This window comes from Streptomyces sp. NPDC031474 (assembly GCF_055581185.1).
In genome coordinates this window covers 115,296-129,421 of the sequence record NZ_JBVIJX010000006.1, presented here as the reverse complement: position 1 = coordinate 129,421, position 14,126 = coordinate 115,296, and the positions used below count along the sequence as shown (strand labels likewise).

Annotated in this window: 14 protein-coding genes and 1 pseudogene; 9 read left to right on the top strand and 6 right to left on the bottom strand. The window is 70.1% G+C overall.

The genetic code is table 11. The annotated features are described in order from the left end of the window. Nucleotides 1-2: 2 nt before the first annotated feature. The 3 genes from ACZ5SK_RS13735 (at nt 3) to ACZ5SK_RS13725 (ending at nt 3,732) form a co-directional block, all read left to right on the top strand. Nucleotides 3-1,541 carry a class I adenylate-forming enzyme family protein gene (locus ACZ5SK_RS13735; protein WP_334578146.1) on the top strand — a complete coding sequence of 513 codons (1,539 nt, stop codon included), beginning with the start codon at nt 3-5 and terminating at the stop codon, nt 1,539-1,541. Nucleotides 1,542-1,557: 16 nt separating this feature from the next. Then, the gene (locus tag ACZ5SK_RS13730) at nt 1,558-2,388 is read left to right on the top strand and encodes an LLM class F420-dependent oxidoreductase (protein WP_334578145.1); all 831 of its coding nucleotides are present in this window, start codon (nt 1,558-1,560) and stop codon (nt 2,386-2,388) included. Between the two features lie 117 nt (nt 2,389-2,505). Further along, nucleotides 2,506-3,732 (top strand): cytochrome P450 family protein, encoded by a 1,227-nt coding sequence (locus tag ACZ5SK_RS13725; RefSeq protein ID WP_457495163.1) that lies wholly within the window; start codon nt 2,506-2,508, stop codon nt 3,730-3,732. Nucleotides 3,733-3,764: 32 nt separating this feature from the next. Here ACZ5SK_RS13725 and ACZ5SK_RS13720 read toward each other — a convergent pair whose 3' ends face one another. Next, entirely contained in the window at nt 3,765-4,979 is a 1,215-nt protein-coding gene (locus ACZ5SK_RS13720; RefSeq protein WP_334578143.1) for an RNA-guided endonuclease InsQ/TnpB family protein, read from the bottom strand. A gap of 51 nt (nt 4,980-5,030) precedes the next feature. Between ACZ5SK_RS13720 and tnpA the strand changes: the two genes are divergently transcribed. Then, nucleotides 5,031-5,459 (top strand): IS200/IS605 family transposase, encoded by a 429-nt coding sequence (gene tnpA, locus ACZ5SK_RS13715; protein WP_361710371.1) that lies wholly within the window; start codon nt 5,031-5,033, stop codon nt 5,457-5,459. A gap of 261 nt (nt 5,460-5,720) precedes the next feature. Here tnpA and ACZ5SK_RS13710 read toward each other — a convergent pair whose 3' ends face one another. Next, on the bottom strand, nt 5,721-6,329 hold the full coding sequence (locus ACZ5SK_RS13710; protein WP_334578141.1) for an ATP-binding cassette domain-containing protein: 609 nt from the start codon (nt 6,327-6,329) through the stop codon (nt 5,721-5,723). A 284-nt stretch (nt 6,330-6,613) separates the two neighbouring features. On the opposite strand from ACZ5SK_RS13710, the gene ACZ5SK_RS13705 reads away from it, so the two are divergent. Beyond that, a complete protein-coding gene (locus ACZ5SK_RS13705) occupies nt 6,614-7,066 on the top strand; it encodes a hypothetical protein (protein ID WP_334578140.1) in 453 nt (150 codons plus the stop codon). Next, complete coding sequence (locus tag ACZ5SK_RS13700) at nt 7,063-7,413, top strand: transcriptional regulator (RefSeq protein ID WP_334578139.1); 351 nt, start codon at nt 7,063-7,065, stop codon at nt 7,411-7,413. Before ACZ5SK_RS13705 ends, ACZ5SK_RS13700 begins: the two co-directional genes overlap by 4 nt. Before the next feature lie 102 nt (nt 7,414-7,515). On the opposite strand, the gene ACZ5SK_RS13695 is transcribed toward ACZ5SK_RS13700, so the two are convergent. From ACZ5SK_RS13695 to ACZ5SK_RS13680, 4 genes are all read right to left on the bottom strand, one after another. Continuing rightward, nucleotides 7,516-8,220 (bottom strand): GntR family transcriptional regulator, encoded by a 705-nt coding sequence (locus ACZ5SK_RS13695; RefSeq protein ID WP_334578138.1) that lies wholly within the window; start codon nt 8,218-8,220, stop codon nt 7,516-7,518. Nucleotides 8,221-8,300: 80 nt separating this feature from the next. Further along, complete coding sequence (locus tag ACZ5SK_RS13690) at nt 8,301-9,788, bottom strand: aldehyde dehydrogenase (protein ID WP_334578137.1); 1,488 nt, start codon at nt 9,786-9,788, stop codon at nt 8,301-8,303. A gap of 97 nt (nt 9,789-9,885) precedes the next feature. After that, complete coding sequence (locus ACZ5SK_RS13685) at nt 9,886-10,674, bottom strand: alpha/beta fold hydrolase (protein ID WP_468576015.1); 789 nt, start codon at nt 10,672-10,674, stop codon at nt 9,886-9,888. Beyond that, complete coding sequence (locus ACZ5SK_RS13680) at nt 10,671-11,015, bottom strand: amino acid synthesis family protein (protein ID WP_468576014.1); 345 nt, start codon at nt 11,013-11,015, stop codon at nt 10,671-10,673. Before ACZ5SK_RS13680 ends, ACZ5SK_RS13685 begins: the two co-directional genes overlap by 4 nt. Before the next feature lie 180 nt (nt 11,016-11,195). On the opposite strand from ACZ5SK_RS13680, the gene ACZ5SK_RS13675 reads away from it, so the two are divergent. From ACZ5SK_RS13675 to ACZ5SK_RS13665, 3 genes and pseudogenes are all read left to right on the top strand, one after another. Beyond that, nucleotides 11,196-12,131, top strand: coding sequence for a flavin reductase (locus tag ACZ5SK_RS13675; protein WP_468576013.1), 936 nt, complete (start codon nt 11,196-11,198; stop codon nt 12,129-12,131). A 28-nt stretch (nt 12,132-12,159) separates the two neighbouring features. Further along, nucleotides 12,160-13,587, top strand: a complete 1,428-nt coding sequence (locus ACZ5SK_RS13670; RefSeq protein ID WP_468576011.1) for a purine-cytosine permease family protein — start codon at nt 12,160-12,162, stop codon at nt 13,585-13,587. 277 nt (nt 13,588-13,864) lie between these two features. Next, nucleotides 13,865-14,121, top strand: a pseudogene (locus ACZ5SK_RS13665) (ammonium transporter); the annotation flags it as partial. Nucleotides 14,122-14,126 lie beyond the last annotated feature (5 nt).

Here is a 14,126-nt window from a genome sequence, read left to right as displayed (position 1 = left end):
TCATGTCAATCTTCTCGGACTTCCAGCAGGTCGCGCTCCGGCAACCGGACGCCCCCGCGCTCGTCACCCTCGACGACGCCGTTTCGTACGGGACCGTCCTCGGCCTCGCCGACCAGGTCGCCGCCGGGCTGCTGCAGGCCGGCCTGCGCACGGGTGAGCGGGTCGCGGTGCACCTCTCCAACCGGTACGAGCTGGTCTCGGTCTACTACGCCTGTCTGCGGGTCGGCGCGGTGATCGTGCCGGTGAGCCACAAACTGTCGGCGGGCGAGGTGGACCAGCTGATCGAGGACAGCGCACCCCGGTTCTATCTCGGCGAGGCCGAGGTCCACGGGCCGTGCGCCCAGGTGACCGAGAAGCGCGAGACGGTCGAGCGGGCGTGGATCCTCGACTCCGCCGGGACCACGACGACCGAGCCGTGGAGCGGCCTCCTCGCGGACGCCCCCTCCCCCGCCGACGACATCGGCCCGGACGAACTCGCCGCCATCTTCTACACCTCGGGCACCACCGGACGGCCCAAGAGCCTCGTGCTGTCCCAGGCCACCCTGGAAGCCGGCCTCGACCTGACGGAGGCCCAGGGCGTCGGGCACGCCGACGCCACGTACTACATGATCAACCTGATGAACCCGTGGGGCATCCTCGTCCTGCTCACCTCGTTGCGCAGGGGCTGTCCCCTGGCCCTGACCGCGACGAACACACCAGACGTCATCCTGCGCATGCTGCGCACCCACCGCTTCGGCTGGATCGGCGGCGCGCCGACCACCTTCCGCGCGCTGCTCGCCGAGGCCCGTGCCGCCGCCGAACCGGCGCCCGGCCTGGCGGGGACGAGGTGTGTGGCCGGAGGGGACGCGTGCCCGATCGAGCTGAGCCTGGACTTCGCGGAGACCTTCGGGGCCTCCCTGACGGGCGTCTACGGCATGACGGAGACCGCCGCGCCCGTGATCGAACAGCCGCGGATCGACGCCGTCGACGTGCCGTCCATCGGCTGGCCGCTGCCCGGTGTGGAGATACGGGTCGACGCCGAGGAGGGCGAGGAGACGGGTGAGTTGCTGCTGCGCACCCCGTCCCGGCCCGTCGGGTCGTGGAACGGGACCGGAGTGGACCGTTTCGACCGTGCTGAGTGGCTCGCCAGCGGCGACGTCGTCCGGCGACGGGAGGACGGCTGTCTGCTGTTCGTGGGCCGCAAGAAGGATCTGATCATGGTCGAGGGCTATCCGATCTCGCCGCTGGAGATCGAGCAGGCGATCGCCGCGCACCCCGATGTCGCGGCCGCCCTCGTCTTCGGCGTACCCGACACCACCACCGGCGAACGCGCGGTCGCGCTGGTCGAACCGGAGCCGGGACGCCAGGTCGAGCCGGCGGCGCTGCTGGAGCATCTGTCCGGCCGTATCGGCGCGTACAAGCATCCCGGAGAGATCAGCGTCGTCGAGAAGCTGCCGGTGCTGCCCAGCGGCAAGCTCGGCCGGCAGCGGCTCGCTGCCGAGTACACGTCGTCCCGGGCGGGCACGGCGGCCTCCGCGGACATGTCGGCCCACGCGGGCTGAAGGAGGACGGCTCGTCATGAAGTTCGGCTTCGTCATGTTCCCCACGCGGGACGCCATCGCGCCCGGTGACCTCGGCGCCCTCCTGGAGGACCGGGGCTTCGAGTCCCTGTTCGTGCCCGACCACACCCACATCCCGGCCGTCACACCCGAGAAGGACGACGTCGCGAACCTCGCGCCGGAGTTCAGGAACGGCATGGACCCGTTCGTCGCCCTGGGCGCCCTCGCGCAGGCCACCTCGACGCTGCAGATCGGCACCGCGATCCTGCTGGTCCCGGAGCGCGACCCCATCGTCACCGCCAAGGCGGTCGCGTCGGTGGACGTGCTCTCCGGCGGCCGGATGAACTTCGGGGTGGGGCCGGGCTGGATCAAGCAGGAGTTGCGCAACCACGGCACCAACCCCGACGACCGCTGGCAGGTCATGGGGGAGCGCGTCGAGGCCATGCGGGAGATCTGGACCAAGGACATCGCCTCCTACCACGGCGAGTTCGTCGACTTCGCCGACATCACGTCCTGGCCCAAGCCCGTCCGGACTCCCCACCCGCCGGTCCTCGTCGCCGGCAACGGTCGCGGCGTCACCGAGCGCGTCATCGCGTACGGCGACGAGTGGATCCCCATGGCCCGCCCCGGAGTCCTCGACCGGATCGCAGAGTTCAAGAAGACCGCCCGCAAGCCCGGGAGCGACGAACCCCTCCCCGTCACCCTCTTCGGCGGCGAACTCCGCGATGTCGACGCCTACGAGGCCGTCGGGGTCGACCGCGTCCTGATCTGGGTACGGCCCCTCGACACCGCCCGGATGACGAGAACCGTCGACCGGATCGCGCTCCGCCTCGGCGACCGCCTCCGCTGACCGAACCCCAGCGTCGCGACCGTCCCAGGCCCCTCCCAGGCCTCCGCGAGGCCCTCCCAGGCCCGGGACGCCCCGACACAACCCCCACCAGAAAGCCCTGTGAAAGGCGGTCAACCGATGACATCCCCGACGGCCGAACCCGTGGTGCTCGGCGCCGACTTCGTCCGCGATCCCCACTCCGTCTACGACCGGCTCCGCAAGGAGGGCGCGGTCCACCGGGCCATTCTCCCCACCGGTCTGAAGGTCTGGCTGATCACCTCCTACGAGGAGGGCCGGGCCCTGCTCGCCGACCCGCGGCTGAGCAAGAACATGGCCGATGCCGGGCACCTCTTCGAGCTCCACCAGACCGACATGAGCCGTCAGCGCGACTACTCCCACTCGATCCAGCAGTCCATGATCAACATGGATCCGCCGGACCACACCCGGCTGCGCGGCCTCGTCGGCAAGGCGTTCACCATGCGGCAGGTGAACCGGCTGCGCCCCCGGATCGAGGAGATCGCCGAAGAGCTGCTCGACTCACTGACCGGCCGCACCGAGTTCGACCTCGTCGCCGACTACGCGGCGCCCCTGGTCAGCACGGTCATCTCCGAACTGCTCGGGGTCCCGGAGGGTGACCGCGCCGAGTTCCGCGAAACATCCGAGATCCTGACCTCCGACGCCGACCGGGACGTGGTGAACAAGGCGTCGAACGCGCTGCTGACCCTGGTGAGCGCGATCGTCGAGGCCAAGCGCGCCGACCCCGACGACAGGCTGCTCAGTTCGCTGATCCTCGCGGCCGACGGCGAGGACCGGCTCAGTCACGAAGAGGTCGTGTCCCTCGCCGTCGTGCTCTTCGTCGGCGGCTTCGACACCACGGTCAACCTCATCGGCAACGGCACTCTCGCCCTGCTGCGCAACCCGGACCAGCTCGCCGAACTGCGCGCCGATCCGTCGCTGCTGCCGGGCGCCGTCGAGGAGTTCCTGCGCTTCGACGGCTCCGCCAACATCAGTCACTTCCGGCGCACCACCGACGCGGTCCCCGTCGGCGACATGACCATTCCGGCTGACGAGTTCGTCTTCGTCGGGCTCCTGGCGGCCAACCGGGACGCGGCCCGCTACCCCGACCCGGACGTACTCGACGTCACCCGCTCCGCGACCGGCCATCTCGCGTTCGGCCACGGCATCCACCACTGTGTGGGCGCACCGCTCGCCAGGGCCGAGAGCGAGATCGCCTTCGGGCGGCTCCTCGCGCGCTTCCCCGTCCTGGATCTGGCGACCGACCCCGAAGAGCTGACCCGGCGGCCCAGCATGCTCCATCGTGGGGTGCGTTCCCTGCCCGTCCGTACACATGCGGAGAGTTGGTGACTCCTCCCCCGGCTGAAGCCGGGGGCTTCTCGTTACGCCGGGTTGGCGTTGCGACGGACCAGCCCGGCCCGTAGAACGTTGAGTGCTCCCACTGTGTCGGCGTGCGCGTGGTGGCCGCACGAGACGCAGTGGAACTTTTCCTGTGTTGGCCGGTTCTCCTTCGCGGTGTGCCCGCATTCGGGGCAGGCGCGGGAGGTGTTGCGGGGGTCCACGGCGATCACTTCCCGTCCGGCGCTTTCAGCCTTGGCATGCAGGATCGTCAGGAACACCCCCCATCCGGCATCGTTGATCGACTTGTTGAGCCCGGCCTTCGCGGCGGCCCCGTTGGGCAGGAAGGCACCCGGTCGGCCGGGGTCGGGCCTGGGCGCGGGGGCCTTGCTCATGTTGCGGATCTTGAGGTCTTCGTGCGCGATGAAGTCGTGTGCGCGGACCAGACTCAGCGCGGTCTTGTGCGCGTGGTCGAGCCGCTGACGCCGGACCTTGCCGTGGAGCTGGGCGACCTTCTCCACCGCGCGCCGGTGGTTGGCGGTGCGGTCCTTCGCCTTGCAGCGCGGGAAGCGGGACAGGGCCTGCTGCGCCGCCTCCAGTCTCGCGGCCGCACGGCGGCCGTGGCGCGGGCTGGGCACGAAGGCGCCGTTGGAGTCGGCGAGGAAGTTCGCGATGCCCAGATCGATCCCGGCCACGGAGCCGGTCGCGGGCAGCGGTTCGGGCTGGTCCTGCTCAGCGGTCAGCACGACGAACCACTTTCGGCCCTCGCGCTTGACCGACACGGTCTTGACGTGGCCGGCCACCGGGCGATGCTGGTTGACCCTGACGTGGCCGACGCCCTGGAAGCGGACCCGGGCGACGGGGTCGTGCGGGGTGGAGTTCCACCGGCAGCCGTCCCCGTCCTTGGGGAAGTCCACCGTGTCGAACCAGTTCACCCCGCGAAAGCGCGGGTAGCCCGGGGCATCGCCGGACTTGACCCGGCGGAAGAACGCGGCGAACGCCTTGTCGAGACGGCGCAGGGTGGCCTGCTGCGAACTGAACGACCAGCGGCCCTGACGCTCCGGGTCGAACGCCCGGATCTCCTTGAGCTGCGCGGACTGCATCCCGTACTTGACGGTGGTCTTCGAGACGTGCCGCCAGGCGTCGCGGCGTTCCTGCAACGCCCCGTTGTAGAGGGAGCAGTGATCCCGGAGCATCTCGCCGAGCGCCTGCTCCTGGCGGACGGTGGGCCGCAGGAGGAACTTGTACGCACGGATCATCCAGCCCACCCCCCTCCGGTCAAGTCCACTCGATCCTAATACATTTGGTGTATGTCACCACGCTGGGAACCAGATCCCGACATCAGACGCGGAAACCATGTAGTTTTCAACCTCCACGCGCACTTGGTGTTCGTCACGAAGTACCGGCGGGAGGTCTTCAACGACGACATGCTGACGCGCTGCGAGGCGATCATGCAGGACGTGTGCGAGAGCTTCGGCGCACAGCTGCAGGAGTTCAACGGCGAAGGCGACCACGTCCACCTCCTCGTGCACTACCCGCCGAAAATCGCCCTGTCCAAACTCGTCAACTCCCTCAAGGGCGTCAGCTCCCGGTACCTGCGGGCGGAGTACACCGGCCGGATCAACCGGATCGGGACGGGATCCGTGTTCTGGTCCCCGTCCTATTTCGCCGCATCCTGCGGCGGCGCACCACTGAGCATCGTCAAGGACTACATCGAGAACCAGAAGCGCCCAGCCTGACCGTCACCCCGAAGACGCAGAGATCTCCGGCGCTGCGCGCCTCCGGGCCGAGGATCGCATTCCCGCCCGGCCTGAAGGCCGGGATTCCCTGCGAAGAACAAGGGATGGAGAGGCACACGGCCGAGGAGAGCCGGCACACCGTACGACCGAAGCACGCGACCGTACTCCCGCTCGCCCCGTCTTGACGCTGGGAGGGGCATGAATCGGCTTCGGGTCAGCAAGGGCCGTGCCGGCCCTTGCTGACCTGGCCCTGGGGGCAGGTCACCTGTCGGCGGTCGAAGCCGATGCGCAAGTCGTCCCGGCCGCCGTGGCCCGCCGTGGTGCCCGCGCCTGGCGGATGAACGCCGCCGACTGCACGGCGGCACTCGGCGAGGGGAGTCCACACCGCTCGCGGGACAGCCCGCGGCCAGCCTCTGGGACCCCGGACCGGCCCTCGCGACGGAGGCATCGGGCAGCGCGGTCATGGAGGAACGCCTCCTGCCCGCTCTCAACGGCAAGCGGCCCCAAGCCAGGATTCCTGGACGACCTCGTCCGTGCCTCGAGGCGCCTCTTCTCAGTGGGCGTCGGTCTCCGGCTCGGGTCGGGGGCCATCTGCACATACGTGTTCTCCAGTGTCGGACGGCGTACCTCCAGATCGGGGATCGGTCCCTGGAGCTGCTGGTGCAGTTGCCAGACGACCTCCGACGGGTCCGCGGTGAGCCGTCGTTGCGGGACGCCGTCGGCGTCCGTCCAGGCGGCCTCGGAGCGAGTTTTCGCGGCAGCGGAGAGTTCGGCGAGAGTGCCGCAGGCGGTGATGCGGCCGTACTGCAGGATGCCGATGCGGTCCGCGAGTTGCTGGGCCTCGCTCATGTCGTGGGTGGTGAGCAGCATCGTCGTACCAAGGTTGTCGCGCAGCTCGCGGATGAGGTCGTGGAAGTCACGGCGGGCCTCGACGGTCAAAGCCGGTGGTCGGTTCGTCGAGGAAGAGCGGTTCCGGTCGGTCCACGATGCCCAGGGCGGGTCATCGGAATCCCCCTGAATGCCGTCGTACGGCCGGATCGGCGGCGGGTGCATGCCGCCGCGGCCTGTTCTTTCTGGGAACGTAGTACTTGCCGGTATGGAAAGTAAATGCAAGGATCGCCATCAGACGACGACCCCGATAGTCGGAGGACCTGATGCACGGCGCCCCCGCTCCCGACCCCGCTGCCGCGCTGCGCGCTGCCGAGGCGGCGCACGACGCGGCCGCCCGGCCAGGTGTCGCCCCGCCGGCCTGGTATCCGGCCGTCAACGGCGGGCTGATGGCCGCCGGGCTCACCCTGATCGGCCTGCGATGGGCCGTCCCCGCCTCGTGGCTGTCCGTCGCGCTGCTCCTGGCGGGAGCCCTGCTGGTGGCCGCCCAGGTCGTGCTCGCCCGGCGCTTCGAGCACCGGCCGGGCATCATCCAGGCCTATCCGCGCCATACGGGCCGACGGCAGGTGACGCTGGCCTACGCGGGTGTGCTCGTCGTGGCCGCGGGCGCGGGCGGGTTCTTCGGCCTGGCGGGGCTGTTCATCGGCGGCGGGGTCGGCGGCGGGCTGGCGAACTGGTGGCTGCTGACCCGGGAGCGGGCGGGAGACGCCCGGCCATGAGAGGCGAAGAGCGGGTATCACCCGCGTTGGACGAGCGCATCCATCACCCCACCCGGCTCGCGGTCATGGCGTTCCTCTCCGGGTGCACCGAGGCCGAGTTCCGTGCCGTCCGTGAGGGGTGCGGGATCTCGGACTCGGTGCTGAGCAAGGTGGTCGGCGCGCTGGAGGCCGCGGAGTACGTCAAGGTACGCAAGGGGTACGTGGGCAAGCGCCCGCGTACCTGGTTGCGGCTGAGCCCCGAGGGCCGCCGTGCCCTCCTCGCCCACCTCGCGGCCCTGCGCGACCTCGCCGCCCAGGCGGCGGCCCTGGGCGCAGTGGCCGACGAAGCCTCGGCGGCGGAGGCATAGTCCGTGGCCACCGCGGCGGACCGCCTCCTCGCGCACGCAGCCAGCATGTGCATGGTGTTCCCGGCGCCGGCCGCCCCACTCCCGGCTGCCGGTCCACTCAACTCAACTCCGCTGCTGGTGGTCGTCCATCCCGGCCATCCCGGCCATGAGGGCCTGATGGCTGCGGCGGACGTGTTCGCGCATCACGCGTTCCGCACTGTCGCCGTCCTTGGCGCGGATGAGGTCGAGGACGCGGTGGTGCTCGTGGTCGGACTCGCTGAGGCGGCCCGGCTGGGCGAGGGACGTACGGACCAGGCGCGCGTACGCCAACTGGTTCATGAGCGTGCGGTAGTGCGCCTCCAGTTTGGAGTTGTCCGCGCCGATGACCAGCAGGTCGTGGAACTCCTGGACCAGTTGCGCATACCGCTCCGCGTCGCCCGCGCGGACGGCCTCGTCGGCCTCGCGCATGTTCTCCTCGATGCGGGCCACTTCGGGGACGTTGCCGCGGAACGCCAGCAGTCTTGCCGCGGCGCCCTCCAGCAGCTCCTTCATCTGGAACAGCTCGGTGATCTCACGCCGCGACGGCACGGCGACGAACGTGCCCACCCGCGGCCGCACTTCCACCAGGCCCTCGATCTGCAACTGCTTGAGGGCCTCACGGATGGGGGTGCGGCTGACGCCGAACGTCTCCGACAGCGCCATCTCGGACAGGCTGGAACGCGGCGGCAGCTCTCCACTGATGATCATCTGGCGCAGCTCTTCGGCGACCCTGGCCTGCATGCTGGTCGGCTGCAGCGGTTTCCGTGCTCGTCCACTGGGTTGTTGCATGGCACGTGAACGTAATGTGGGGAGGTGAACGGCGTCAACCTTCCTCGGCACCGCACTGTCGTCTGCCATGCAAGACGGCCTCATGACCGCAGGATGAACGGGTCACCGACAGGTTCCTCACTCGTGTTGACCCACACGCTCTTCAGCCGGGTGTACTCCGGGATGACCTCCGTGCCGTGTTCGACGCCGGTGCCGCTGTTCCCGAAGCCCGAGCGCGGCGACATCGGCGACATCGACCGGTAGGTGTTGGCCCACACGGTGCCTGCCTCCAGGCGGGCCGCCATACGGTGCACGCGGTTGACGTCCCGGGTCCACACCCCCGCGGCCAGGCCGTACACCGAGTCGTTGGCGATGGCGAGGGCCTCCTCCTCGGACGCGAAGGGCATGACCGTGGCGACCGGTCCGAAGACCTCCTCCTGGCAGATGCGCATGGAGTTGTCCGTGCCGGTGAAGACCGTGGGGGAGTAGAACCAGCCGCCGAGTCCGGTGTCCGGGCGGGCGCCGCCGACCACCACCTTGCCGCCCTCGGTCCGCCCCAGGTCCACGTACGACTCGACCTTCGTCAGCTGGTCCGCCAGGGCCAGCGGGCCCAGCTCGGTGAGCTCATCCAGCGGGTCCCCGATGCGGATGGTCGCTGCGCGTGCCGTCACGCGCTCCAGGACCTCGTCGTAGACGTCCTCGTGGACGAGCACGCGGCTGCCCGCCACGCACGTCTGGCCCGCGGCGGCGAAGATGCCGGCGATCACGCCCATCGCCGCGGAAGGGAGGTCGGCGTCGGGGAAGACGATGTTCGGCGACTTGCCGCCGAGTTCGAGGGTGCAGCGTACGAATCGGTCGGCGCACGTGCGGGCGATACGGCGGCCGGTCTTGGTGGCGCCGGTGAAGGTCACCTTGGCCACGGCGGGGTGCTCGGTGAGGGGCGCTCCCGCGGTGGCGCCGAAGCCGGTGACCACGTTGACCACGCCCGGCGGGAAGCCGGCCTGCTCGAAGAGCGGGGCGAGGGCGAGGAGGGAGGCCGAGGTGTGCTCGGAGGGCTTGACGACCACGGTGTTGCCCGCGGCGAGCGCGGGGGCGAGTTTGGTGACGGTCAGGAGCAGGGGGGAGTTCCAGGGGGTGATCGCGCCGACCACACCGACCGGTTCGCGCAGGGTGTAGTTGAGCAGCTCGCGGCTCGCGCCGGGGATGACCTCGCCGTGGATCTTGTCGGCGAGGCCGGCGTAGTAGTGGAAGTACTCGGGCAGGCCCGCGAGTTGGGCTTGCATCTCACGCAGGAGCTTGCCGTTGTCGAGTGTTTCGGTACGGGCGAGTTCTGCGGCGTTTTCACCGATCAGGTCGGCCAGGTTGCGGAGGAGACGGCCGCGGCGGGTCTGGCTGAGGTCGCGCCAGCGACGGTCTTCGAAGGCGGTGCGGGCGGCTTTGACCGCGCGGTCGATGTCCTCGGCGGTGCCGCTCGCCGCCTCGTACCAGGGCTCGGCGGTCGTGGGGTTGAGGCTCGCGAAGTACTCGCCGGAGGCGGGAGCCGTCCATGCGCCGGCGATGTAGTGCTGGTGGCGGGGGAGTGGGGTCATTGAGGTGGCTCCTCGGCTGCGGGTTGTGTGTGGTTGCTCGCGCCCACGCGGCGGAGCCGCGCATTGCCGCCGCCCCCGCGCCCCTAACGGGGCGCTGTCACCGCCCCGTATGGTCAAGGACCGCGCGGGCCAGTTCCTCCGGCCGTTCCAGCGGAAGCAGGTGACGTGTTCCGGGCACGATGAGCGCCCGGCCGCCGGAGATCCGGTCGGCCAGCAGACGGGACATCGCCGGCGTCGAACCGGGGTCGTCCGCGCCCGTCACCGCGAGGGTCGGTGCCGTGATGTCGGGCAGGCGGGGCCACAGGCCTGCGTCCGCGGTGGCGAAGACGTCGTAGCAGGCCAGGTACGACGTGCGGTCGTTCTTCAGCAGGGTGGAGAGGACCGACCGGGCCAGCTCCGGTTCCCGGGTCCGCCACTCGGGCGAGAACCAGCGCTCCACCGCCGCGTGCGCCGACGCCTCGAAGTCCTCCAGTGCCCGCTCCCGACGCCGTGCCACCGCCGCCCTCGCTTCCTGCGACCGTCCGGCGACCGAGCTGACCAGGGTGAGCGAGGCCGTCAACTCGGGTCGTACGGCTGCCAGTTGCTGGGCAATCAGGGCGCCGAGGGAGAAGCCCACGAGGTGTGCGGGGCCGTTCAGCAGTGCCGCGACGTCGGCCGCCAGTTCCTGCAAGGACACGCCGGGCACGGCGGGCGGGGACGCGCCGTGCCCGCGCAGGTCGACCACGGTCACGCGGTGCCGTTCGGCCAGTGCCGGCAGGCAGCGCCGCCACATGGTCCGGTCGAGGCCCACCCCGTGCAGCAGCATGAGATCGGGACCGGTGCCGTGCTCCTCGTGGCTCAACGCCACCGACCCGCCCATCGCACCCATCGCACCCATCGCGGTCATCGTTCCGTCGACAACGGCGCCAGGCGAGCCTGCGGGCGTCCCTGTGCCGCGGCGGCCAGGCCGATGACGATCTCGTCGGCGCGGGGGCCGTCCGGGACCCGGGCCTCGATCGTCTGGTGGTGGGAGCGGATCGTCGCGTCCGTGATGTGCTTGAGCGGGATGTCGAAGACCGTTCCGGCCGCAGCCCGCTTCTCGACGGCGAACCCGGCCTGTTCCGCGGCGATCGCGAACTCGCGGGCCTCGTCCATGACTTGGGCGTACTCACCGAGCCGTCCGGGCGATCCGGGATTGTGGAATATCGAGAACCGCATCCCGTGACCTTCCCTCTCGCTCTGTGCCATGGCAGTGAGGCTAGGAGTCCGGGTCTGTACCGTCAAGACGTAACCGCGTCGAAACAAGCTTGACCTGTGTATTTGATCGTCCCGCCGTCAATCATCAGGCTTTTCTGCATGAGGTGTTGACATCGAAGCGGCCCCTCCCTACGGTCCTCTGCCATACAAGAGCTGACTGAGGGAACCGTCATGACCCACACTCTTGATCGCACCGCCGGCACCGACCGCACCTCCCGGATCCGCTCCGCCTGGCGGGCCGCCTGGGACCACGGGCACGTCGAGGCCCTGGACGAGCTGCTCAGCCCGGCCTACGTCCGCCGTCGCGGACCCGCGTCCGCCGTGCAGGGCCGCGACCAGCTCAAGGACTCCATCCGCGCCATGCGCGAGGCCTTCCCCGATCTGCGCACCGAGATCGAGGACATCGTCGACGACGGGGACCGGCCGGCGATCCGCTGGCGCAGCACCGGCCGGCACACCGGCGCCTTCCTCGGCGTGCCGCCGACCGGGAAACCGGTCGAGGTGTCCGGCGCGACCTTCGCCCGCTTCGACGGGCCCTCGGTCGCCGAGGAGTGGGCGACCTTCGACTCCCGGCAGCTCCTCGAGGCACTCGGGATCATCACCACCGCCAAGCAGGCGGCCGTCGACCCCGACCTCGTGCGCGGGGTGCACCGCAAGTTCATCACCGGCGTCACGGTGGTGACCACCGACGACGCCGGCACACCGCGCGGCCTCGCGGTCAACGGCTTCTCCAGCATCTCGCTCGACCCGCCGATGGTCCTGGTCTGCGTCCAGCACAGTTCCAGCACCCATCCCGCGCTGCACCGGGCGAGCCACCTCGGCATCAGCATCCTGGCCGCCGACCAGCTCGACGTGGCGAAGACCTTCGCCTCCAAGGGCGACGACAAGTTCGCCCAGGTCTGCTGGACGCCAGGTGACTTCGGCGCCCCGCTGATCGACGGTTCCTGCGCCCGGCTGGAGGTCGAGATCGGCGAACTGCTCGAGGCCGGCACTCACACCGTGTTCACCGGCCGGGTGGTCTCCGCCCGCCACGACGACCTCGCCCCGCTGGTCTACAGCGGCGGCGGCTTCTTCGACATCTCGCACACGGCGCCGTTGCCGTGGTGAACCCGGACCACCCGAGCAGGAGCACCTCATGACAGACGGAACACCGGCGCCGCTCTACGGCAGCGCGGTCACCAAGGTCGAGCCCTTCGGCGTCGACCACATCCCCGACAACGAGCGGCACGGCAGGCCCAGTTCGCAGTTCTTCGTCTGGTTCGCGGCCGGTCTCAACTTCCCGATCATCCTGCTCGGCTTCAGCGCGGCCTGGTTCGGGCTGAGCTTCGGCGCCGCCGTCACGGCCATCGTCGTCGGGGCCGCGCTGGGCTCGGTGCTGATGGCCGTCATGTCCCGGATGGGTGTCCGGCTCGGCGTGCCGCAGCAGATCCAGGCGCGCGGTCCGCTCGGCTTCTTCGGCAACTTCCTGCCCGTGGCCTACATCAACGTCTTCGCCGGGGTCGGCTGGGCGGCGGTCACGGTCATCCTGGGCGGCAAGGCGTTCGCCGAGCTGACGCACCTGCCGTACTGGCTGTGCGCTGCGGTGCTCACGGCGGTCGAACTGGTGGTGTCGATCTACGGCTACAACATGATCAACTACCTCCAGAAGGTCCTGACGTACGTCCTGACCCCGCTCTTCCTGCTCATCACCGTGGTCGCGGTGGTACGCGGCGGCAGCCTCTTCCACGCCGACCCGAAGGCCTCCGGGTACATCGGCTCCACCGGCGGCTGGGTCACCTTCGGCGGCTGGTTCCTGTCCTTCCTGGTGGCCTGGGCGCCCTTCGCCTCGGACTACTCCCGCTATCTGCCCGACACCCCCGAGGTCGTCGGCCGCACCGCCTGGTACACCGGCCTCGGCAACTTCGTCACCATCGCCTGGCTGGGCATCCTCGGCGTGGTCGTCGGCGGCAGCGCCAGCAGCTCCGACTCGATCACCGCCCTGCACGAGCTGGCCGGCCCCTTCGCGATCCCCGCCCTGCTCGCCGTCGGCCTGTCAGCCCTCGCGCAGAACTTCCTCAACGTCTACGGCGGCGCGATCTCCGTCCAGACGCTGAAGATCCCGGTCTCCCGCTCCCAGGCGGTCACCGTCATCTGTCTGCTGGCCTACGCCATCAGCCTGTGGGGCGAGTCGGGCACGGAGGCCAAGTTCAAGGTCTTCCTCAACCTGACCGCCTACTTCATCGCACCCTTCGCGGCCGTGCTCCTGTGCGACTTCTACCTCGGCGGCCGCTCCGACCCCTCCCGCGTCGCCGAGCTCTACGACCGGCGCCGGGTACTGGACTGGGGCTTCGTCGCCTGGGCCGGAGGCGTGGCCGCCTCGGTGCCGTTCTGGCAGTCCAGCTTCTACACCGGGCCGTTCTCGAAGGCGTTCCCGGGCGCGGGCGACCTGAGCATGTTCGTGGCGGCCGGGGCGGGCGCGGTGCTGTACCTGCTGACCTATCGGCTGAAGCCGCTGTGGGTGCGCGACTCGTCCGGCGGCTCGCCCCATCTGGCCACCGACGAACCCTCTCCCGCCACCGTCTGACGCCGGGGCAGGGCCGGGTTCCGTCTCCTCTGCGGGGGTGGCGCCCGGCCCTTCGGCCTGCCCGGCCCTTCGGCCTGCGCGGATCTTCCGTCGGCTTACGGGGACCTTCCACGGCGGAAATCCTCCCGTAACGACCAGAGTGTCTACTCGTATGCAACAATGGTTCACCACGGTGGGCATCCTGTATCGGGCAGGGAGAACGCCAAGCTGGTCCCGGCCCAGGCTGTCGAGAACTCCGCGACGAGGGCGTCGGGTTCGCCGGGTACGCGGCCGGCGCGTGATGCTGGGCGCGGGCCTGCTGTGGTTCGGCTGGTTCGGCTTCAACGGCGGCTCGGCTCTGCCGTCGAGCAACGCCGCCTCGGTCGTCGTGCTGAACACCTTCACCGCCACCTGCTCGGCGATGCTCGGCCGGCTCCTCGTCGAGAAGCTCAGAGACGGCCACCCCACGAGCCTCGGTGCCGCGTCCGGTGCGATAGCCGGTCTGGTCGCCATCTCACCCCGTCCTGCGGCACGGTCTCCCCGCTCGGCACCCTCCCTCG

Coding starts and splice junctions, on each gene's coding strand:
- ACZ5SK_RS13685 (WP_468576015.1), bottom strand. CDS start 10,674: ATGACCGCGATGGGTGCGATGGGTGCGATGGGCGGGTCGGTGGCGTTG.
- ACZ5SK_RS13675 (WP_468576013.1), top strand. CDS start 11,196: ATGACCCACACTCTTGATCGCACCGCCGGCACCGACCGCACCTCCCGG.
- ACZ5SK_RS13730 (WP_334578145.1), top strand. CDS start 1,558: ATGAAGTTCGGCTTCGTCATGTTCCCCACGCGGGACGCCATCGCGCCC.
- ACZ5SK_RS13690 (WP_334578137.1), bottom strand. CDS start 9,788: ATGACCCCACTCCCCCGCCACCAGCACTACATCGCCGGCGCATGGACG.
- ACZ5SK_RS13710 (WP_334578141.1), bottom strand. CDS start 6,329: ATGCTGCTCACCACCCACGACATGAGCGAGGCCCAGCAACTCGCGGAC.
- ACZ5SK_RS13705 (WP_334578140.1), top strand. CDS start 6,614: ATGCACGGCGCCCCCGCTCCCGACCCCGCTGCCGCGCTGCGCGCTGCC.
- ACZ5SK_RS13735 (WP_334578146.1), top strand. CDS start 3: ATGTCAATCTTCTCGGACTTCCAGCAGGTCGCGCTCCGGCAACCGGAC.
- ACZ5SK_RS13695 (WP_334578138.1), bottom strand. CDS start 8,220: ATGCAACAACCCAGTGGACGAGCACGGAAACCGCTGCAGCCGACCAGC.
- ACZ5SK_RS13680 (WP_468576014.1), bottom strand. CDS start 11,015: ATGGCACAGAGCGAGAGGGAAGGTCACGGGATGCGGTTCTCGATATTC.
- ACZ5SK_RS13720 (WP_334578143.1), bottom strand. CDS start 4,979: ATGATCCGTGCGTACAAGTTCCTCCTGCGGCCCACCGTCCGCCAGGAG.
- ACZ5SK_RS13725 (WP_457495163.1), top strand. CDS start 2,506: ATGACATCCCCGACGGCCGAACCCGTGGTGCTCGGCGCCGACTTCGTC.
- tnpA (WP_361710371.1), top strand. CDS start 5,031: ATGTCACCACGCTGGGAACCAGATCCCGACATCAGACGCGGAAACCAT.
- ACZ5SK_RS13700 (WP_334578139.1), top strand. CDS start 7,063: ATGAGAGGCGAAGAGCGGGTATCACCCGCGTTGGACGAGCGCATCCAT.
- ACZ5SK_RS13670 (WP_468576011.1), top strand. CDS start 12,160: ATGACAGACGGAACACCGGCGCCGCTCTACGGCAGCGCGGTCACCAAG.